Origin of the sequence: Leptotrichia wadei (assembly GCF_007990445.1) — a bacterium.
In the GTDB taxonomy this organism is placed as follows: domain Bacteria; phylum Fusobacteriota; class Fusobacteriia; order Fusobacteriales; family Leptotrichiaceae; genus Leptotrichia; species Leptotrichia wadei_A.
On sequence record NZ_AP019841.1, the window covers coordinates 706,310 to 726,036 of the forward strand.

General features: G+C 30.7%; 20 protein-coding genes. 19 read left to right on the plus strand and 1 reads right to left on the minus strand.

The annotated features are described in order from the left end of the window. Nucleotides 1-16: 16 nt before the first annotated feature. On the minus strand, nucleotides 17-760 hold the full coding sequence (locus FVE74_RS03400) for a gamma-glutamyl-gamma-aminobutyrate hydrolase family protein (RefSeq protein WP_147003225.1): 744 nt from the start codon (nucleotides 758-760) through the stop codon (nucleotides 17-19). Nucleotides 761-1,051: 291 nt separating this feature from the next. On the opposite strand from FVE74_RS03400, the gene FVE74_RS03405 reads away from it, so the two are divergent. From FVE74_RS03405 to rny, 19 genes are all read left to right on the plus strand, one after another. Then, nucleotides 1,052-1,945, plus strand: a complete 894-nt coding sequence (locus FVE74_RS03405; protein ID WP_147003226.1) for a LysR family transcriptional regulator — start codon at nucleotides 1,052-1,054, stop codon at nucleotides 1,943-1,945. A 155-nt stretch (nucleotides 1,946-2,100) separates the two neighbouring features. After that, nucleotides 2,101-2,685, plus strand: a complete 585-nt coding sequence (gene gmhA / locus FVE74_RS03410; RefSeq protein WP_147003227.1) for a D-sedoheptulose 7-phosphate isomerase — start codon at nucleotides 2,101-2,103, stop codon at nucleotides 2,683-2,685. 134 nt (nucleotides 2,686-2,819) lie between these two features. After that, entirely contained in the window at nucleotides 2,820-3,176 is a 357-nt protein-coding gene (locus FVE74_RS03415) for an MliC family protein (protein WP_147003228.1), read from the plus strand. Nucleotides 3,177-3,543: 367 nt separating this feature from the next. After that, the gene (gene cls / locus FVE74_RS03420) at nucleotides 3,544-5,151 is read left to right on the plus strand and encodes a cardiolipin synthase (RefSeq protein WP_147003229.1); all 1,608 of its coding nucleotides are present in this window, start codon (nucleotides 3,544-3,546) and stop codon (nucleotides 5,149-5,151) included. A 32-nt stretch (nucleotides 5,152-5,183) separates the two neighbouring features. Next, entirely contained in the window at nucleotides 5,184-6,260 is a 1,077-nt protein-coding gene (gene truB, locus FVE74_RS03425) for a tRNA pseudouridine(55) synthase TruB (protein ID WP_147003230.1), read from the plus strand. 32 nt (nucleotides 6,261-6,292) lie between these two features. Next, nucleotides 6,293-7,876, plus strand: coding sequence for a hypothetical protein (locus tag FVE74_RS03430; protein WP_147003231.1), 1,584 nt, complete (start codon nucleotides 6,293-6,295; stop codon nucleotides 7,874-7,876). Between the two features lie 80 nt (nucleotides 7,877-7,956). Continuing rightward, nucleotides 7,957-8,526 carry a crossover junction endodeoxyribonuclease RuvC gene (gene ruvC / locus FVE74_RS03435; RefSeq protein ID WP_147003232.1) on the plus strand — a complete coding sequence of 190 codons (570 nt, stop codon included), beginning with the start codon at nucleotides 7,957-7,959 and terminating at the stop codon, nucleotides 8,524-8,526. Between the two features lie 43 nt (nucleotides 8,527-8,569). After that, entirely contained in the window at nucleotides 8,570-9,034 is a 465-nt protein-coding gene (locus FVE74_RS03440; RefSeq protein ID WP_147003233.1) for a tRNA (cytidine(34)-2'-O)-methyltransferase, read from the plus strand. A 70-nt stretch (nucleotides 9,035-9,104) separates the two neighbouring features. Continuing rightward, nucleotides 9,105-9,974, plus strand: a complete 870-nt coding sequence (gene thyA, locus FVE74_RS03445) for a thymidylate synthase (RefSeq protein ID WP_147003234.1) — start codon at nucleotides 9,105-9,107, stop codon at nucleotides 9,972-9,974. Nucleotides 9,975-10,010: 36 nt separating this feature from the next. Further along, nucleotides 10,011-10,529, plus strand: coding sequence for a dihydrofolate reductase (locus tag FVE74_RS03450; protein WP_147003235.1), 519 nt, complete (start codon nucleotides 10,011-10,013; stop codon nucleotides 10,527-10,529). A gap of 21 nt (nucleotides 10,530-10,550) precedes the next feature. After that, nucleotides 10,551-11,105 carry a TetR/AcrR family transcriptional regulator gene (locus tag FVE74_RS03455; RefSeq protein WP_147003236.1) on the plus strand — a complete coding sequence of 185 codons (555 nt, stop codon included), beginning with the start codon at nucleotides 10,551-10,553 and terminating at the stop codon, nucleotides 11,103-11,105. Between the two features lie 33 nt (nucleotides 11,106-11,138). Beyond that, nucleotides 11,139-11,816 (plus strand): lysophospholipid acyltransferase family protein, encoded by a 678-nt coding sequence (locus FVE74_RS03460; protein WP_147003237.1) that lies wholly within the window; start codon nucleotides 11,139-11,141, stop codon nucleotides 11,814-11,816. Between the two features lie 43 nt (nucleotides 11,817-11,859). After that, the gene (gene metG, locus FVE74_RS03465; protein ID WP_147003238.1) at nucleotides 11,860-13,761 is read left to right on the plus strand and encodes a methionine--tRNA ligase; all 1,902 of its coding nucleotides are present in this window, start codon (nucleotides 11,860-11,862) and stop codon (nucleotides 13,759-13,761) included. Nucleotides 13,762-14,012: 251 nt separating this feature from the next. Next, nucleotides 14,013-15,407 carry an SLEI family protein gene (locus tag FVE74_RS03470; protein ID WP_147003239.1) on the plus strand — a complete coding sequence of 465 codons (1,395 nt, stop codon included), beginning with the start codon at nucleotides 14,013-14,015 and terminating at the stop codon, nucleotides 15,405-15,407. A gap of 128 nt (nucleotides 15,408-15,535) precedes the next feature. Next, a complete protein-coding gene (locus tag FVE74_RS03475) occupies nucleotides 15,536-16,030 on the plus strand; it encodes a TlpA family protein disulfide reductase (protein WP_147003240.1) in 495 nt (164 codons plus the stop codon). A 185-nt stretch (nucleotides 16,031-16,215) separates the two neighbouring features. Next, entirely contained in the window at nucleotides 16,216-16,479 is a 264-nt protein-coding gene (gene rpsO, locus FVE74_RS03480; RefSeq protein WP_010129505.1) for a 30S ribosomal protein S15, read from the plus strand. 70 nt (nucleotides 16,480-16,549) lie between these two features. After that, nucleotides 16,550-17,431 (plus strand): lysophospholipid acyltransferase family protein, encoded by an 882-nt coding sequence (locus FVE74_RS03485; protein WP_147003241.1) that lies wholly within the window; start codon nucleotides 16,550-16,552, stop codon nucleotides 17,429-17,431. Between the two features lie 105 nt (nucleotides 17,432-17,536). After that, nucleotides 17,537-17,938, plus strand: coding sequence for a hypothetical protein (locus tag FVE74_RS03490; protein WP_147003242.1), 402 nt, complete (start codon nucleotides 17,537-17,539; stop codon nucleotides 17,936-17,938). 12 nt (nucleotides 17,939-17,950) lie between these two features. Further along, the gene (rny, locus tag FVE74_RS03495; RefSeq protein WP_147003243.1) at nucleotides 17,951-19,525 is read left to right on the plus strand and encodes a ribonuclease Y; all 1,575 of its coding nucleotides are present in this window, start codon (nucleotides 17,951-17,953) and stop codon (nucleotides 19,523-19,525) included. Nucleotides 19,526-19,727: the final 202 nt, after the last annotated feature.

A 19,727-nucleotide genomic window follows, 5' to 3' on the forward strand; every position in this document is an offset into this window, starting at 1 on the left:
ATAAAAAAATCGTAAATTAATCTTTTTTTCTTAAACTTACTTCATTTACAAATTTTTTAAATAGTTTTTGTGCCAGTTCATCATTAATAGCCATCATTTCTGGATGCCATTGAACTCCAATGATAAAAGTTTCATTTGAAATATTTTCAATTGCCTCGATTACATCATCTGTACTTTTTGCTATTACAGAAAATCCAGGTGCCAGCTGATTTATCGTTTGATGATGGTAACTATTTATAAATCCAATCCCTTCAGGATAAATGTCGCTTAAAAAGCAGTTTGTCGCTACGGAAATAGAATGGGTTGGAGTATGAGCCCTAGCCTTCTGGAAATGCTTTATTTTAACATTTTCATCATAGGAAAGATCCTGATAAAGTGATCCGCCACATTCAACATTAATTATCTGCATTCCACGGCAAATTCCGAAGATTGGCTTCTCATAGGTAATTGCATAACGGATAAGAAGTGAGTCAAATTTATCACGCTCAGGAAATATTTCTCCCAGCTTTTCTTTTGGTTCTTCCCCATAAAGAAGCGGAAAAACATCATTTCCTCCAGTTAAAATTATTCCATCCACACTTTTTACAAATTCCTCAATGATGTCTTCGTGCTCATTCAAAGGTAGAATATGTGGCACTCCACCAGCATTTATCACGGCATTAATATAGGAAACATCCACATAAGATCGTTTATATCCAGCAAATAGCCCTTTTTCCAGTCCAAGTATATTACTTGAGATTCCAATAATAGGTTTTTTCATAGTTTTCCTCCAAGTTGTAAAAATATATATAGATTTAATCATATATTTTTCTGTTAGTCAATTGTTTTACAGAATTTTTTTATTTTATTTATTGAAAAAATAACGGGAGTTCTAAACTTTATAAGTAAAAATGTTCACTATTTACATATACAATATAAAAATGTTATAATATGATAAAATAATTTTAAAACTAACTTAAAAATTATAACTGATGAAATTATGTGATTTTAGCAAGTTTGATTTTAAGGTTTGAGTATGATATAAAAAATATATGATTGGAGAGAAATAAGTGTGGATGTACATCATTTAAAAATTTTCTTTGAGGCATGCAAGGAAAAAAGTTTTACTAAAGCTGCAAAAAATTTATTTATAAGTCAATCTGCGGTGTCAATACAAATAAAAAAACTGGAAACAAAATTGGGAATCCAGCTTATTGAAAGAAATTCTAAAAATTTTAGGCTAACTTTTGCAGGAAAAGAACTTTATCGAATGTCAAAGGATGTTTTTGATAAGATTTTACGGGTAGAAAAGGAAATGGAGAAAATCTCGCATTATGGCAAGGGGAAGATTTGCATAGGGGCGACTCATAATATTGGTGAGCCTGTATTGCCGAGGATCATGGTGGAATTTAAGAAAAATAACCCCGAAATTGAATTTGATTTGTATATTAAGAATCGGGAATCACTTGTGAGGCATTTAAAGGAAGGAACAGTTGATATTGCCCTAATGGAGGAATATTTTATTGAGGATAAGGAAATAAAAGTGATTGAAACGGAAGAATACCCATTTGTTGTTGTGGCTGGAAGAGAAATATCAGATTACAGGGAATTGAAGGGAATGCAGCTGTTAAAGCGGGATACGCTTTTGACAAGTAAATATCTTGACTTATTTGAAAAAATAATTGGATTTAATTTGGAAAACCGTATTGTAATAAACGGAAGTATTGAAACTATGAAAAATTTTATAAAAAGTGGGCTTGGTTTTGCTGTTTTGCCATATTATAGTGTTTATGAGGAAATTGAAAAGGGCGCTTTGAAAGTTATTCATAATTTTGAAAAATCAGAAGATAAATTTCAAATTGCCTATATTCGTGAAAATGGAGAAAAGCCGGGAATTTCAAAGTTTTTAAAATTTGTAAAAAATTATAAAATTACGCCTGCTTTATTTTCGATAAAAAATAAATAATAATTTATATTAGACCTGTTCGATAACTATACAAACTTAGAATTTAATAAAATAAATATCTTGAAGCAAGGGGTCTTGACCCCTTGTTATAGATAAAAAAGTTTAGGTTATCGAACATATCTATTAAATAAATATTTTTTATATGGAGGGAAATTATGTTAAAGGAAAATATTAGAAATTCGTATTTGACTGCTTTTGAAACTGTAAAGGCATTTGTAGAAAATGACGAAAATATTGAAAAAACAGAAAAAATTTCACAGGAATTGGCATTGGCTTATAAAAATGGGAAAAAGTCGCTAATTGCTGGAAATGGTGGAAGCAACTGTGATGCGATGCACTTTGCAGAAGAATTTACAGGAAGATTTAGAAAGGACAGAAGAGCGCTGCCATCAATAAGTATAAGTGATTCTTCACATATTACTTGTGTTGGGAATGACTATGGATTTGATTTTATCTTTGCAAAAGGTGTAGAGGCATTTGGGCAGGAAGGGGATTTTTTCTTTGGAATATCGACTTCGGGAAATTCTAAAAATGTGATTGAGGCTGTAAAAATGGCAAAGAAAAAAAATCTTAAAACTGTGGCATTGCTTGGAAAAGATGGTGGGAAATTAAAGGGAGAATGTGATTATGAATTTATAATTCCTGGTAAAACATCAGACAGGATTCAGGAAGTTCACATGATGATTTTACATATTATAATTGAAGGCGTAGAAAGAGTTTTATTTCCTGAAAATTATTAAAATAATGTAATTTTACCATAATTCTATTATAAATTAATGGAAATTTATAAGGATTTTAACAGTTTAAAGTGGTATATTATATTACAGTAAATTTAAATAAATTTACAAAATTTTGAAGAAAAGAGATGGTAAAGATGAAATTATTAAAAAAATCTATGTTAGTATTATCTGTAATGACATTAATTGGAGGAATGAGCTTTGCTGCTGCAACTAAGACTAGAAAAAAAGCAGTTGCTAAAAAAACAGTAGCTAAAAAAGTTGCTTCAGAATCATATACTTGCGGTTCTGAAAAAATAACAGTTGCTTATCCAACAACAAAAACTGCAAGATTAACAACTAAAGCAGGAAAAGTTTATAACTTAAATATTGCAGTATCAGGTAGTGGATCAAGATATGTTTCTAAAAATGGAAATATTGAATTTTTTAAAGGTGGAAAAGATGCCATTTATAGAGGACCTAATGGTATTGAAAAATCTTGTACAAAAAGATAACTCTTAAAATAAAAAGTAGAATAAAGGAATTTTAATTTTAACTGAGTTTTAGAAAGTGCAGCTGGCGGATTTAGTGAGTGAAATCATTGAATTTGTTGGTTGTACTTTTTTATTTTGCTTTTTTATAAAATTCAATATTATACTATTTTCCATTAAAACAGCAGGCTGGTTATGAATTTCTTTGCAAGAGATCAAGATTTTTAGTTATCGAATAATATAATTTCCATTTTTAAATAAAGTTTAACATTATTTAGTATTAAATTTTTTTATTCATTGAAATAGAATGATTGAAAATCTTTGTTAAAAGTGATAAAATTATAGAGTATAAGTAGAAAAATAAATTCAATAATTAAGAGAGGAAATTATAATGCACGAATTGGCTATAATCATTTCAACTTGGGTAATTCCGTTTGAGAGAATACATTATTTGATAATTATTATTTTAGCTGTATCAATACTGCTGTCTGATAGATCACCAAATGCGATGCTCTCTTGGATTTTTACAATTTTTACATTTCCGCTTGGTGGGGCAATATTGTATCTCCTGTTTGGAATTAACTGGAGAAAGAATAAGATAATTTCAAAGAGAATGAAGGGTGAAGAAAAAAAACTGTTTTCAAGACTTTTTAACTTTATGCAGCGGGATGTATCGGATATTTTCAGGTCACGGGACTTTTTTTATTATAATCGGCTAAAAAATATAGATGGAAATGCTGATAAAATGTCTGAATCTGAAATAAAGAAAAAAATTCAAGGTCAAATTGATACGATGATAACAAATATTGGACTTCCTGCTCAGCAAAGGGAAATTGTGAAAATGCTTTACAGGGCTGAAGGGACCTTTTTGACTAATAATGATTCCTATAAGCTGTTTTACGGCGGTAAAGAGGCTTTTGACTCTATTTTGGAGGATATTGGAAATGCGAAAAATACGATTTATATGGAATATTTTATATGGAAGGCTGATGAATTAGGAGAAAGAATAAAAAATGCACTTATAAAAAAGGCAAAGGAAGGTGTCAAGATAAAACTGCTTTTTGATGGGGTAGGGACATGGAAATTACCGAAAAAGTATAAAAGGGAGCTTAGAAATGCCGGAATTGAAATAAGATGGTTTTTGGATGTAAAATTTTTTATTTCCAAGATGAATTATAGAAATCATCGTAAAATAGCCTTAATTGACAATAAAATAGTTCATACTGGCGGAATGAATGTGGGTCAGGAATATATAGACGGCGGAAAGCGATTTGAAAGCTGGAGGGATACGAATATTAGAATTACTGGGGAAATAATAGGGCAGTATCTTGCGATTTTTGTAACAGATTGGCTAAATAGTGGAGGTAAATACAGTTTTGGTGAAGATGTAAAGGGGGAAGCGGTTCACGAATTGGAAGAGCAGAAGCCGATTGACAAACAGGAAAAGCTGGAATATTTAATGCAGGTTTCTTCAAGCGGGCCTGACACAGAGTGGACGACTTTAAAATATTTGTATTCTAAAATGATTGCAACTGCAAAAAATGAAGTTTTGATTCAAAGCCCTTATTTTGTGCCTGATACAGATTTGGTTTCCCAGCTGAAAATGGCAGCCCTTTCGGGAGTAAAAATAAAAATAATGATTACAGGAGTACCTGATAAAAAGATGCCATATTGGATTGCAGAAACTTATTTTGCAGAATTGATAGAGGCTGGAATTGAGATTTTTAGATATAAGGCAGGATTTTTGCACAGTAAAAATATAATAGTGGATGAAAAAATATCTACGATGGGAACGTGTAACTTTGATATGAGAAGTTTTGAAATAAATTATGAAGTAAATTCGGTATTTTATAGTGTAGAAATTAGTAAAGATTTAAAGACACAGTTTTTGAAAGATTTGGAAGTGTGTGAAAGATTTGATGAGGCAAGATTGAAGAAGGTGACTTTTAGAAAACGGCTGAGAAATTCTGTATTCAAGTTAATTTCACCAATAATGTAAAAAAATTATAATAATTGTGGGAAGGAAGACGAATGGAAAAAAATTTCACGAAAGATGGACTTATTCTATTGAATAAAAGTAAAGGGATAAGCTCGTTTGCGGCAATTAATGAGCTGAAAAGAAAAATAAAGGCTAAAAAAGTCGGGCATGCAGGGACGCTGGATCCAATGGCTGAAGGGCTTATGATTGTTATGGTTAATGATGCTACAAAATTTTCTGATGACCTGATGAAAAAGGAAAAGGAATATTATGTTGAAATGGAACTTGGATACAAAACTGATACTTATGATCTGGAAGGGACGGTTATTGAAAGATATGAGGCTGAAATAAATATAGGCAATGCCCAAATAATAAAAGCTGTAAATAGTTTTAAAGGAAAAATAAAGCAGATTCCGCCAATGTATTCTGCAATAAAGGTAGATGGGAAAAAACTTTATGATTTAGCTAGAAAAGGTGTAGAAGTTGAAAGAGCTGAAAGAAATGTGGAAATTTCAGAAATTAGAAAAATCAAAATCTCTAGGCCAGATAAAAATTCAAAAGTCAATGAAAATATCAAAATTTCATTTTATGCAAAAGTCAGCAGTGGAACTTATATCCGTTCTCTAGTTTACGATATTGGGGAAAAATTGGGAGTTTTTGCTACGATGACAAGGCTTGTGAGAACTAAAATTGGAAGATTTGAAATTGAAGATGCGATTGATTTGGAAAAGGCTGAAGCTGAAATTGATAAATTGAAGGAATTGGTGGAGGCTAAAAGGGAAAATGAATCGTTTTGGGCTACAAAAAGTGATGCTGTGATTAGGGCTGAAAAGATTCGGGAAATAGTGTGTTTTGTAGAAATAGAATATGTGCTTGACTATTTTGGGATAAATGTTTCCAATGAGAAATATGGAAAATTGAAAAATGGAATGACAGTTATCGACACATTTAAAAAATTTGAAAATATAAGTAAAGAAGTTAATATGAGAAAAAAAATCAAGGAAAATCAGAAATTTAAGATTTATGTGAGAAATAGAGACACAAATGAACGGGAATTTCGTGGAATTGTGAAAATTGTAAATATTAAGGGAGATAGAATTTATTTAAAGAGAGATAAATACTTTTTGTAACTTTCAGAATTGAAAAGTGGTGATAATAATATATGAAGAAGTCAAATAAATATGTATTTGATATCGAAGTTTTTCCAAATTACTTTTGTATTGTGTTAAAAAAGTTGAATGATGATAAAATATTAATTATTGATTCGGATAATTTTAACCGTCAAAAGAAACTTCTGTATGGAGTCATTTCAAAAAATGTGCTAATTTCCTATGCGGGGCATAGTTTTGATGACATTGTGATTAATGATCTTTTAAAATACAGAAATTCAAATGTAAATAGGAATAAATTAAACAGCGAAATAAAAATAATAAGAAATATTCCAAAAAATGGATATAAAAGCGAGAATCACGAATTTAATTCGTATGATCTGGCTTATGAATATAACTTGAATCTTGGGGTAAAAGGGTTTGAGTTTAATTGTGGAGATAATATTGAAGAGCAGGATTTTGCCAACTTTAATTATGTAATTAAAAAAAATATATATGATAAAACTGTTGACAAGGTAATTGACTACTGCCTTCAGGATGTTTTAGCAACTGAAAAAATGTATAATTTTATAATTTCAGAAGAAAGTAACTGGGATGAAAAGGAAAATCTGTTAAATATACTTACAAATGGCAATTACAGCAACAATATGAAACTTAAGGGAAAGATAAAATACTTAAATTATAGTAATGACAAACTTGTGACTATGCTTCTTAAACAAAATTCTGATAACACCAGCCAGGCTAAAATAAATTATTCAAAAAGAATAAAAATGGATGATTATGATAATTATCTTCAGAAAAAAGTGTATAAATTGTCAATAAAAAAAGATCATCTGTATAAATGGCTTCTTGAAAACAAAATTTTTCTTGAAAAAGATAGAAGCATAGTAAACAAAATACCAAGGGATCTGCTTTTAAAGTCATCATTTGTAAAGGATGTTTTAAACAGATACAGAATAAGTATTGTGAAAAGAATAAAAAGAGTCTTTGCAAGGGAAGGCATTGAAATGGTTGGGGCATCAGAAAATGATATTTTTATAACAAATGTAACCGATGAACTTTTAAGTAAAATAAGAAATAAAATAAATCATCAGTATCAGGATATTTTCTCAATAGAAGATATTGATAAATTTTTGAAAAATAAATGTTCAATTTTATATAAAATAGGTGACAAAGTCAGAGGAATTAATGAATATCATTACAGCAAGCTAATTATGCCAAGAAATCATAGATGGATTTCAGAAATTTTAAAATTATATTTTTGGGAAAAAAAGGAAATAGGAACGGCGGTAAGAGAAGTTTTTTCAGAAAATCCTGACATATTTTTTATGTATGCTTCTGTTTATGAAGATATTTATGCCTGTGATGAAAATGGAAAAATGAAATTTGAAAGCAGTGAAGTGCTGGATAAATTTAGGAAATATCGGCTATATTTTTCAAGAACAGGATTATATAAGGCTGTTATCCGTAAAGATGAAAAATATTATGAAAAATATGGTTTTGGAGATATTAACGACAACTTGTATAAAGTGAGGAATGTTGAAACAAGCGTAAGCGAATTTGAAAATTATGAGGATATTGACTTGGAAAGTTATATTGACTATATTCAAAATTATATAGAAAAATATTTTGGATAGCATATACGGATACCTTGCATACAGTCTTTAGGTGTGATATAATAAAAAAATAAGGAAGTAGAGGAAAAATAAAAGAAAATATGAGAATTTTAGGGATAGATCCTGGAACAGCGATAGTGGGATATGCTATTGTAGATTATGAAAATGGCAAGTATAATCCGCTTGACTATGGCTGTATTTTTACAGATAAGGATGAAGATATGCCAATCAGGCTGGAAAAAATTTATGATGGGCTGGAAAACATTATAAAGCTATGGAAGCCAGCAGATATGGCTATTGAAGACTTATTTTTCTTTAAGAATCAAAAAACAGTAATAAAAGTAGGACAGGCTCGTGGAGTAATAACTTTAGCAGGGCAAAAAAATAAGCTGAATTTATACAGTTACACTCCGCTTCAAGTAAAAATGGGAATTGCAAGTTATGGAAGAGCTGATAAAAAGCAAATTCAGGAAATGGTAAAGTTAATATTAAAGTTAGATGAGATTCCAAAGCCTGATGATGCTGCAGATGCCCTTGCCATCGCAATTACTCACATAAATTCTAAAATAGGATTTGGCGGGTTTGACAGGGGAGATAATATTACAAAAAAATTGAGTAAAATTACTTCCAATCGAATAAAACTGGAAGATTACAAAAAATTAATAAAATAAGATTATATATTAAAAATTTAGATAGAAAGAATGGTAGATAAAAATGAACATAGTTCTATTAAATCCAGAAATACATGTAAACACAGGAAATATCGGAAGAACCTGTGTTTTAACAAATACAAGGCTGCATTTAATAAAACCTCTAGGTTTTGAACTGGATGACAAGAAAATAAGACGTGCAGGGCTAGATTACTGGAAAAACGTACAGCTTTTTGTATGGGAAAACTTGGAACACTTTTGGAAGGAAAATATTGAAAATAACGAAAATGCAAAAATTTATTTTGCAACGACAAAAACGGATCAAAGATATACAGATGTAAAATTTAATCATGATGACTATATAATGTTTGGGCCTGAATCTCGTGGAATTCCTGAAGAAATATTGAATAAATATAAGGAAAATAATATTACGATTCCAATGCTGCCGCTTGGGAGATCACTGAATTTGTCAAATGCGGTGGCAATTGTGCTGTTTGAGGCTTTAAGACAAAATAATTTTGAATATTAGTAAAGTTAAATAGCGTAGCAGGAGTATTTATATTTAAAAATTAAAAGTTTTTGGGAAAAGTGGAGGGAAAATGAAACAATATTTGGATATGGTCAAGCATGTGCTTGACAATGGAGTAAAAAAGGAAAATAGAACAGGAGTTGATACGATTTCAACTTTTGCCTATTCGTATAAGGTTGACTTGAGTGAAGGATATCCACTTCTGACAACTAAAAAAATGTATTTTAATTCGATGCTGCATGAACTGTTCTGGTATTTGTCTGGGGAAGAGCATATTAAGAATTTACGTAAAAAGACAAAGATATGGGATGCCTGGGCGGATGAGGAAGGAAGGCTGGAAACGGCTTATGGAAGATTCTGGAGAAGATATCCTGTTCCAGAAATTGCTTTGGATGGGGAAGTTTTTGCAGATGAAAATAATCCCTGGACAACAAGAGAAGAAAATGGACAGTTAGTATTCGATCAAATTCAGTATATTATTGATACTTTGAAGGAGTTAAAAACAAATCCTAATCATAAAAATGGGAGAAGAATGATAGTTTTGGCCTGGAATCCAGGAAATGCGACAATTAGTAAATTACCGCCGTGTCATTATACTTTTGCATTCAATGTTTTAGGAAATAAATTGAATTGCCATTTGACTCAGAGAAGTGGAGATATTGCACTTGGGATACCATTTAATCTGGCTTGCTATTCGTTACTTACAATGATGATTGCAAAAGAGTGCGGCTATGAAGCTGGAGAATTTGCTCATACAATAATAGATGCTCATATTTATGAAAATCATATCGAAGGATTGAAGGAGCAGCTGACAAGAAAACCGCTAAAACTTGCCAAAATCAAGATTGCGGATAAGCCATTTAATGAATTGACATTTGAAGATATTATGCTGGAAGATTATGAAAGCTATCCGGCTATTAAATTTGAAGTTGCGGTTTAATAATTTAAGAAAATAAAAATAAAAAAAGGAGCTATGATGTTCAGTTTAATAGTTGCTGTTGGGAAAAATAATGAAATTGGGAAAAATAATCAGCTTTTGTGGCATATTCCTGAAGATTTGAAGAATTTTAAAAGGATAACTACTGGGAAAACGGTTATTATGGGGAGAAATACCTATGAGAGCATAGGTAGGCCTTTGCCTAATCGTGTGAATATTGTTTTATCGAGAAATTTTTTAGAAACAGAAAAAAAAATAAATAAAGACAGAAAAAAATATGAAAACGAAACTACAAAGCTGGAATTTTTTGATGATTTTCAGAAGGTTGCTGAAAAATATAAAGATTTGCCAGAGGAAGTTTTTATTATTGGGGGAGGCGAGATTTATAAAAAGTCGCTTGAACTTGGGATTATAAAAAGAATTTATATGAGCCATATTGATTTTTCCGATAGTGAGGCGGATGCTTATTTTCCAGAAATAGATTGGGGAAAATGGGTGACTTTGACAGAAGAAAATTATGATGGCTGGAAATTTTGCATTTATGAAAAAATAAAATAAATATCTAAAGAGGAGAAGACAATGCCTAGGCTTAAATTTACAAAGGAAATAGTGGTTGAGGCTGGATACGAATTGATGAAAAAAGAAGGCTTTCAAAATGTGAGTGTCAGAAAAATTGCAAATTATTTAAAATGTTCCACGGCGCCGATTTATTTTAATTTTAGGACGATAGATGAATTAAAGGAAGAAATTATAAATGTATGCAAGGAAAAATTAAAAAAATATCTTTATGGGAATTATTCAGAAAGAAAAATTTTAAGTGGAGCTATTGGATTTGTAATTTTCGCTAGAGAGGAAAAAGAATTGTTTAGAACAATTTTCCTTGATACTACTGAAAGATTTGAAAAACTTTATGAAATGACGCTTAATGAACTTTTGACAAAAGAAAACTTGCATGAAAGTTTTCCTTCATTGGAAATGGAAGAAGCTAGAGATGTCGTAGATAAATTATGGTATTTTTTATTTGGATATGCAACTATGCTTTGTACAAGACTTGATGAAGATTATAGAAAAAATGAAACGAATGAAATCATAAAAAATAAAATATTAGAAGTAGTAAAATATTTTCAGATGTAAATCTAAAAAATGATGAAATAAATAGGAGAAAAAATGAATAAATACAAATTTTTAGGAGCATTCCTTCATTTTGTATACAGAATGCTTAGTTTTATGACAAGAAAAGAATATTTTTTCGCAGATGGAGTGGAAATGAATGATCCAAATATCATTGTTTTTTGGCATAGAAAAATTTTTACAGTTTGTAATGCTACACGAATTATTAAAAAAAAAGCTTCCATCGTAAGCGCCTCAAAGGATGGGGAGATATTGGCAGAATTGCTTAAAAGGGAAGGAAATAAGCTAATTCGAGGATCTTCAAACAAAGATAATATAAAAAGTTTAAAAGAAGCTATGAAATATGCTAAAAATAAATATACTCTTGGTATTGCAATAGATGGCCCGGGAGGACCTGTTTTTGAGCCGAAGTCTGGTGCAATCTTTATAGCGAAAAAGACAGGAATGCCAATTGTGCCAGTCAGTTCCTATTGCAGTAAGAAGTGGATTTTTAAGAATATGTGGGATAAACTTGAAATACCAATGCCATTTTCAAGGTGTGTTCATTATGTTGCAGAGCCGTTTTACTTGACTCGGGAAAGTTCTATGGAGGAATCAATAGAATTGGTAAAAAAGAGAATACATGAAGCTGGATACAAGGCATTTGAGATTTATAACAAAAAATATAACGAAAATAAAAAGATTGAATTTAACGAAGAAAGTTTTGGAAGATAAAGAAATATAAATATTTATATAAATTATAAGGAGGAATTAAAATATGTCAAAATCATTTTATATAACAACACCAATTTATTATCCTAATGCGGCACCGCACGTGGGAACAGCTTACACAACAATAATTTGTGATATGGTAGCGAGATATAAAAGATTAACAGGATATGACGTTAAGTTTTTGACTGGAGTGGATGAGCACGGGCAAAAAATTCAAGAAGCAGCAGAAAAAAACGGATATACACCTCAACAATGGGTTAACAAAATGTCATTAAATTTTACAACTTTATGGGAAAAATTAAATATTTCAAACACTGATTTTATGAGAACCACTCAAGAAAGACATATTAACAGCGTTAGGGAAATTGTGAAAAGAGTTAATGAAAATGGCGATATTTATAAAGGTGAATACTGGGGTAAATATTGTGTTTCAGAAGAAACATTTGTTCCTGAAAATCAGTTAGTTGATGGGAAATATATGGGAAAAGAAGTTATTGACGTAAAGGAAATTTCATACTTTTTCAGATTGTCAAAATATGAAGATGCATTATTAAAATATATTGAGGAAAATCCTGAATTTATCAAGCCGGAAGGTAAAAAAAATGAAGTGGTTGCATTTATAAAACAAGGATTGCAGGATTTATCAATTTCAAGAACGACTTTTGATTGGGGAATACCTTTGGAGCTGGAAGAAGGACACGTAATTTATGTCTGGTTTGATGCCTTGACAAATTATTTGACTGGAGCGGGATTTGCTAAAGATCCTGAAGAATTTGCAAATGTCTGGACAAATGGTACGGTAAATCACGTTGTTGGAAAGGATATTTTGAGATTTCACGCTATTATTTGGCCTGCTATGCTTATGTCAGCTGGAATAAAATTGCCTGATACGGTTGCAGCGCATGGATGGTGGACTGTTGAAGGTGAAAAGATGTCTAAGTCGCTTGGAAATGTCGTTAATCCTGAAGAAGAAGTGGAAAAATATGGACTTGACGCCTTTAGATATTATTTGATGAGGGAGGCGACTTTTGGACAGGATGCAGATTATTCTAAAAAGGCGATGATTCAGAGAATAAATGCAGACCTTGCAAATGATTTGGGAAATTTGCTTAATAGAACAATTGGAATGCAAAAGAAATATTTTAATTCGGAAGTTGTATTAAATGAAACTGAAGAAAGTTTTGATGCTGAAATTAAGGAATTTTGGGAAAATACATTGGCGGACTTGGATAAGCATATAAATAATTATCAATTTTCTGAAGGATTAAAGGATATTTGGAAATTTATTTCAAGAATGAACAAATATATTGATGAATGTGAACCTTGGAAACTTTCAAAAGATGAAAATCAAAAGGACAGATTGTCGACAGTTATGTATAATTTAGTGGATTCACTTTATAAGATTGCTGTAGTAATTTCGCCATTTATGCCTGAAACTGGACAAAAAATGATAGATCAGCTAGGACTGGACAAGGATGTTACTAAATTGCTTCTGGATGATGTGAGAGAATGGAAAAGCTATCCTGTTGGGAATAAATTAGGCGCAGCAGTTCCGTTATTTCCTAGAATTGAACTGGAAGAGGAGCCTGAAAAAGAATACAATGAGAATTTAAAAATTGAAAATCCAATTACGATAGATGACTTTAATAAAATTGAAATAAAAGTTGTTCAGATTGAAAAAGTGCAAAAAGTTGAAAATGCTGATAAATTGTTAAAATTCATTGTAAATACAGGAAAAGAAAAAAGGCAGATTATTTCAGGAATTGCAAAATGGTATCCAAATGAGCAGGAATTAACTGGTAAAAAAGTGCAGGCTGTGCTAAATTTAAAACCAGTTGAATTAAAAGGGGAACTTTCACAAGGAATGCTTTTAACAACGACAGAAAAGAAAAAAACTAAACTAATAATTATAAATGATGAAGTAAAGGTTGGAACAACTGTAAAATAAATAATTTTAAATTATGATTTATTTTAGGCAGAGTTTATTATGAATTTATATTTAATAGGGTAATTTGTTACCTTTTTATTAAACTGTTTCGATAACTGTATAAACTAGAATTTAATAAAATGAATATTCTGAAGCAAAGGGTCTTGATTCCTTATATAGATAAAAAAACTCAGGTTATCGAATATATGTGTTGAGTAAAAGAGAAAAAAAGCGGGGGTAATTTTTTAACGAATAGGAAATGTGATAAAAATATGAAAAAATGTATATATATATTATTTGTGTTATTATTTTTAGTATCTTGCTCAAAGAATAATGCTGGTTATGATGCGCTTGAAAGAGGGCTTATTGGCATTTTGGAAAAGAAAGACTATGAATATATAATGAAAAATATCAATGAATCGGCAAAGGCCGGGAATGAAGATGTTTATGGACTTGCCTATACCTATCTTGCTGAAAATGGAAGCATGTTTTTTAATAAATATATGAAAAAAAGTAAAGGACTTGCCGAATACTATCAGGCTCTTTTGTTACAGCAAACTAATGGAGATGAACTTCAAATTCTAGATCTTTTGGAAAGTTCAGCAAAGCAGGGGAATGTAAAGGCATATTACGTGATTGGAAATATATATGAAAACAAGCTGCAGTTTACAAAGGCACAGGAATACTTGAAGAAGGGCAGAGATGCCGGAGAAATTTATTCGCTTTATTCTTACGAATATAATAAGAAATTAATGAAATTTTATAAACGGATAGAAGAGCTTAATCAGAAATTAAATGATGGAACAATTACAATGGAGGAAAAAAAAGAGCTTGGAACTTTGGTTTTGGAAAAAGTTTCAAATCCAGAAAAGGCTTACGATATTTTAAAGGATTTTCTGTCTGAAAATTATTCTCCTGCACTTTATGCAAAAGCAAAATTACTGGAAAATGATGACAAGGAAGAAGAAGCGGTGCAAATTTATAATCAGATATTTGCACAGAATAAATATTATTTGGCGGCATTTGAGCTGGCTTCACGGCTTGTAAAGGATCAAAAGAACTATAATTTGGCATTGAAAATATTAGATGATACAAATTCTGATGAAGTTCTTATTTTGGGATATAAAGGATTTATCTATGAAAACTTGAAGGATTATTCAAAAGCTGAAGAGTTTTATCAAAAGGCTGCAGATAAAGATGATATTGATGCAATGAATTATCTTGGACGTCTGTATGAAACTCAGAAAGAAATGAAAAAGGCTAAAAATATTTATAACAGGGCATATATGCTAGGTTCGGTTTCAGCTGGATACAAACTTGCCTATATTCTTGAAGATGAGGAAAAAGAAAAAAATCCTGCAGACAGCAATGACAATGAGCCAGCAAAACGAAACAAGGAAGCTAAAAAAATACTTGAAAGACTTGCAAATAGCGGAGATGACTATTCGATGGTAGATTTGAGCCTGTATTATCCTGAAAATGATAAAATGGTTAGAATTTTGAATCTGGAAGCGGCTGCAAAGCTGAATACAACTGCATTTTACAATTTAGGAGTTTATTATTATACCAAAAAAAATAAAGATAAGGCAAAATTTTATTTCAAAGTTGCTAAAGAAAATGGATACGATATTGGAGATGTCTTTAGCGCTTATATAACTGAACAATAATGTTTGTCAGCAATACTAAAATTTTTATGTACAAAAATAAATATTTTCATGGAAAATTCTAATAGATATGATGTATAATTACTAAATTATTATAATAATAAAATTTATGAAAAGGAGAAAACTTTAAAATGAAAAAGATAATTTTAATGATGTCGATGCTCTTATTATTTGTAGTATCGTGTGGAACTAAGGAATTTAGTGTTGATGTGGATGGAAAAGGAAAAGTTCCTAACTTTGAATTGAAGGATCTTAACGGAAAAAGTGCTGATCTTGGTAAAATTATGAAAAATGGGAAAAAGACTTTGTTTATTGTAGCGGCTGAATGGTGTCCGCACTGCAGGGAAGAACTTCCTGAAGTTCAAAAATTTTATAATGCAAATAAAGACAAGGTAAATGTGATTGTAGTATTTACAAATAATAATACTAATCTTGGAAAAACACAAACTTATGTAAAGGATAACGAATACACTTTCCCTGCTTATTATGATGAAAATGGTACAGTTACTCGTGGATTTGCAGTTGATGGATTTCCATTTAACTTAAAGATAAATAACGGAAAAGTTGAGGAAAAACTTGAATTGCCAGTTGATTTTGATTCATTGACAGCTTCTTTCGGGAAATAATTTTATTTTAGTTTATTTTGTTTAAAATAGGAAGTTTTGGTGACAGAGATTTTGCAAAAATAATTTAAAATAAAAATCTTTACAAATCTAAAAATATATGATAGAATTACACTTGAATTTATACTATGAATATAAGTTTGCCGCTATATTCTTGGTTTAAATAATAAATATTAGGAGGAAATAAAATGGCATTAAAACCAAAAAAAGAAATTATTGAAGCATTCGGAAAAAATGCTCAAGATACAGGATCTGCAGAAGTTCAAGTTGCACTTCTTACAGACAGAATCAGTCATTTGACTGCTCACTTGAAAACACATCCTAAAGATGTTCACTCAAGAGTAGGATTATTGAAAATGGTTGGTAAAAGAAGAAGATTATTAAACTATATTAAAAATAGAAACGTTGATGATTATAGATCATTAATCGAAAAATTAGGAATCAGAAAATAGTAATTAAGATGAAAGAGCGTATTTATGTATGCTCTTTTTTTAAAAATTTTAAAGGAGTTAAGATAAATAGATGAAATATAAAGTAAGCGAAAAAATAGCTGGAATTTTTGTGATTTTTCTAAAAAAGGTACTGTCATTTTTTTCTCTTAAAATTAGATATAAAATTTTTGAAGGTTTTGGAATTCTTGCATACCATCTTATAAAAAAAAGACGGTTACTTACGATAAATAATATAAAAAATGCTTTTCCTGAAAAAGATGAAAAGGAAGTTGTGAAAATTGCAAAAGAATCATATAAGACAATGGGAAAAATGATAATGACTTCGATTTTTCTGGAGGAAATTACGAAAGATGGGAATACTGTTGTAGAAAATGAAGAATTAATGAAGAAGGCTTGTGAAAATAATGAAAAGGCGGTTTTAATTGTGTCGCTTCATTTGGGAGGATTTGAAGCGGGGAGTAAAATGCGTGATATTAGAAAATTTTATGCAGTTTTTAGAAATCAGAAAAATAAAAAAATTAATGATCTGATGACAAAATGGCGTGAAGAAGGGGGATTGAATTCATTGCCTTTGCATAATAATGAGGCGCTTAGTGCGGCGATAAACGAAAAATCTATTATTGCACTTGCTTCGGATCATTATGGGAAAGATGTGAATGTAACGTTTTTTGGACGTGAAACGACAGGGGTTGCAGGGCCTGTACTGCTTTCGATGAAGCATAAAATACCGATAGTTTTGGCTTATGCGATATTTGATGGCGATGTTGTGCGGGTTGTAAATAAAAAACTTATTCAAATTGAAAAGCAAAAGAAATTGAAGGAAACAATGCAGTTTAATATGCAGAAAATTTATAATGAATTTGAAGAAATTATAAGGGAGTACCCTGAGCAGTATATGTGGCAGCATAATAGATGGAGAAATAAGAAAAAAAATAAATTAAGAAAGAAATAGATAAGAAGAAAATAAGTCGAGGAAAAAAGTAAAAATTTATCTTTCTAACTTGAATATGTGAAAAAATTATGATAAAATTAAATGACGAAGTTTTTGGAGGAAAATATGAAAAAATATTTATGTCTATTTATTTTGTTAATTCTAACAAGCTGTACAACTTTAAGTCCTGCAGTAAATAGCATATCTCAAGTTGAGGCAAGTGAAATCAGTGCAGAGATAGGAAAAGTTACTGAAGGTTTAAAAAATGCTGCCAGCTTAAATGAATATGATAAATTAAAAGAAGTTTTTTTACCTACATTTAAAAATAATATTATTGTAAAAAAAATACAAGAATACGATCTTTCAGGATTGACATTTGTTTTTTCCGATGTGAATGTCGTATCAAAAAATAAGGCAAATAGTGTGATGGTAATTAATTTTGCCACAGCGAGCAATTATTACAAATTAACTTGGAAAAAGACAGATGACAATGTGTGGAAGATTTCAAATGTAGCTGAAAAAAAATAGGAAGGGAGAAAAATGAGCATATCAATAGCAATTTTGTTGATTGTTATTTTTTCTTTTTTAACTTTTTTTATAGCTTATTTTTTTGGAAGTTCAATTTTTAAAAAGAAATATGGAGATTTGAATGAACTGGAACTAAAAATCGTTGATGCTAAAAGAAGACTTGAGACATCAAAAAAAGAAGTTGAAAGAGAAATTGAATCGTTTAGGAAAGAAGAAACATTAAAAGTCAAAGAAGAATTGTTAAATGAGAAAAAAATAGCAGACGATGAAATAAAAAAAATGAAATCAGAGCTTGCCATTAAGGAAGAAAGAATTGCCAAAAAAGAGGAAACGTTGGAAACAAAAATGGAACGTTTGGAAGAAAAGGAAGCTAAAAGCGATAAACATCGTGAAAAATTATTCCGAAGAGAAAAAGAACTGGAAGAAATGATTGCAAGTGAGGAAAAGGAACTGGAAAGAATTTCAGAATTGACACAGGAGGATGCCAGAAAAATCATTTTGACTAGACTGGAAAATGAGCTGGATCACGATAAGGCTGTGTTAATTAGGGATTATGAGTATAATTTAGACAGGGAGAAGGACAGAATTGCCAAGAGAATTATTTCTACTGCAATTGGAAAAGCTTCTGCTGATTATGTTGTAGATTCAACAATTTCAGTTATTCAGCTGCCAAGTGAAGAAATGAAAGGTAGAATTATTGGACGTGAAGGAAGAAATATAAGAGCTATTGAAGCGGCGACTGGAGTTGACCTGATAATTGACGATACTCCTGAAGCGGTTGTATTATCTTCGTTTGACGGCGTGAGAAGAGAAGTGGCTAAAATTGCACTTGAAAAATTAATTTCAGATGGACGTATTCATCCGACAAAAATAGAAGAAGTTGTGGCAAAGGCACAGCATGAAGTGGATGAAAGCATAATGGACGCAGCAGAACAGGCAATTCTTGAAGTTGGAATTCCAACATTGCCACGTGAAGTCCTAAAAGTATTTGGACGTTTAAAATTCAGAACATCTTTTGGGCAAAATATTTTGCAGCATTCAATTGAAGTTGCACATATAGCAGCGACATTAGCGGCAGAAATTGGAGCAAATGTGGATATAGCCAAAAGAGCGGCATTACTGCACGATATAGGGAAGGCTTTTTCACATGAACAGGAAGGTTCACATGCTTTAAATGGTGGAGAGTTTTTGAGAAAATTTTCTAAAGAAAATGAAATTGTGATAAATGCGGTGGAAGCACATCATAATGAAGTTGAGCAGTTAAGTATTGAAGCAGTAATAGTGCAGGCTGCAGATTCGATTTCGGCTTCAAGACCAGGAGCAAGACGTGAAACATTATCAAATTACTTAAAACGTTTGGAACAACTGGAAGAAATTGCCAACAGCCATGAAGGAATTGAAAGTTCGTATGCAATTCAAGCGGGAAGAGAACTAAGGTTAATTGTTCATCCAGATAATATTGATGATGACAAGGCTACAATATTAGCTAGAGATGTAGCTAAAGAAATTGAAGAAAAAATGCAGTATCCAGGGCAAATAAAAGTTACAGTTATTAGGGAAACCAGAGCTGTGGAATATGCAAAATAACAATAAAGAAATAATAAATATAGATTAAAAATAGAGCTAATCCATTAAAAATATCTTTTTAGAGTGTGTTTAAATTTTATGTAAACTAAAAAGAGATAATTTTATTTTGGAGGCTCTTTTTTGTTATAACTATTTAACAAATATTTTTTATTTATTTTCATAAGATTGCTTATTGCCGTAAATTAAGTTGTTTAAATTAATA

Bases quoted from the DNA above. Each gene is read 5' to 3' on its own strand.
- gmhA (WP_147003227.1), top strand. From the start codon at position 2,101: ATGTTAAAGGAAAATATTAGAAATTCGTATTTGACTGCTTTTGAAACT.
- FVE74_RS03440 (WP_147003233.1), top strand. From the start codon at position 8,570: ATGAACATAGTTCTATTAAATCCAGAAATACATGTAAACACAGGAAAT.
- FVE74_RS03460 (WP_147003237.1), top strand. From the start codon at position 11,139: ATGAATAAATACAAATTTTTAGGAGCATTCCTTCATTTTGTATACAGA.
- cls (WP_147003229.1), top strand. From the start codon at position 3,544: ATGCACGAATTGGCTATAATCATTTCAACTTGGGTAATTCCGTTTGAG.
- FVE74_RS03490 (WP_147003242.1), top strand. From the start codon at position 17,537: ATGAAAAAATATTTATGTCTATTTATTTTGTTAATTCTAACAAGCTGT.
- FVE74_RS03475 (WP_147003240.1), top strand. From the start codon at position 15,536: ATGAAAAAGATAATTTTAATGATGTCGATGCTCTTATTATTTGTAGTA.
- thyA (WP_147003234.1), top strand. From the start codon at position 9,105: ATGAAACAATATTTGGATATGGTCAAGCATGTGCTTGACAATGGAGTA.
- ruvC (WP_147003232.1), top strand. From the start codon at position 7,957: ATGAGAATTTTAGGGATAGATCCTGGAACAGCGATAGTGGGATATGCT.
- FVE74_RS03430 (WP_147003231.1), top strand. From the start codon at position 6,293: ATGAAGAAGTCAAATAAATATGTATTTGATATCGAAGTTTTTCCAAAT.
- FVE74_RS03400 (WP_147003225.1), bottom strand. From the start codon at position 760: ATGAAAAAACCTATTATTGGAATCTCAAGTAATATACTTGGACTGGAA.
- FVE74_RS03450 (WP_147003235.1), top strand. From the start codon at position 10,011: ATGTTCAGTTTAATAGTTGCTGTTGGGAAAAATAATGAAATTGGGAAA.
- metG (WP_147003238.1), top strand. From the start codon at position 11,860: ATGTCAAAATCATTTTATATAACAACACCAATTTATTATCCTAATGCG.
- rny (WP_147003243.1), top strand. From the start codon at position 17,951: ATGAGCATATCAATAGCAATTTTGTTGATTGTTATTTTTTCTTTTTTA.
- truB (WP_147003230.1), top strand. From the start codon at position 5,184: ATGGAAAAAAATTTCACGAAAGATGGACTTATTCTATTGAATAAAAGT.
- FVE74_RS03455 (WP_147003236.1), top strand. From the start codon at position 10,551: ATGCCTAGGCTTAAATTTACAAAGGAAATAGTGGTTGAGGCTGGATAC.
- rpsO (WP_010129505.1), top strand. From the start codon at position 16,216: ATGGCATTAAAACCAAAAAAAGAAATTATTGAAGCATTCGGAAAAAAT.
- FVE74_RS03485 (WP_147003241.1), top strand. From the start codon at position 16,550: ATGAAATATAAAGTAAGCGAAAAAATAGCTGGAATTTTTGTGATTTTT.
- FVE74_RS03470 (WP_147003239.1), top strand. From the start codon at position 14,013: ATGAAAAAATGTATATATATATTATTTGTGTTATTATTTTTAGTATCT.
- FVE74_RS03415 (WP_147003228.1), top strand. From the start codon at position 2,820: ATGAAATTATTAAAAAAATCTATGTTAGTATTATCTGTAATGACATTA.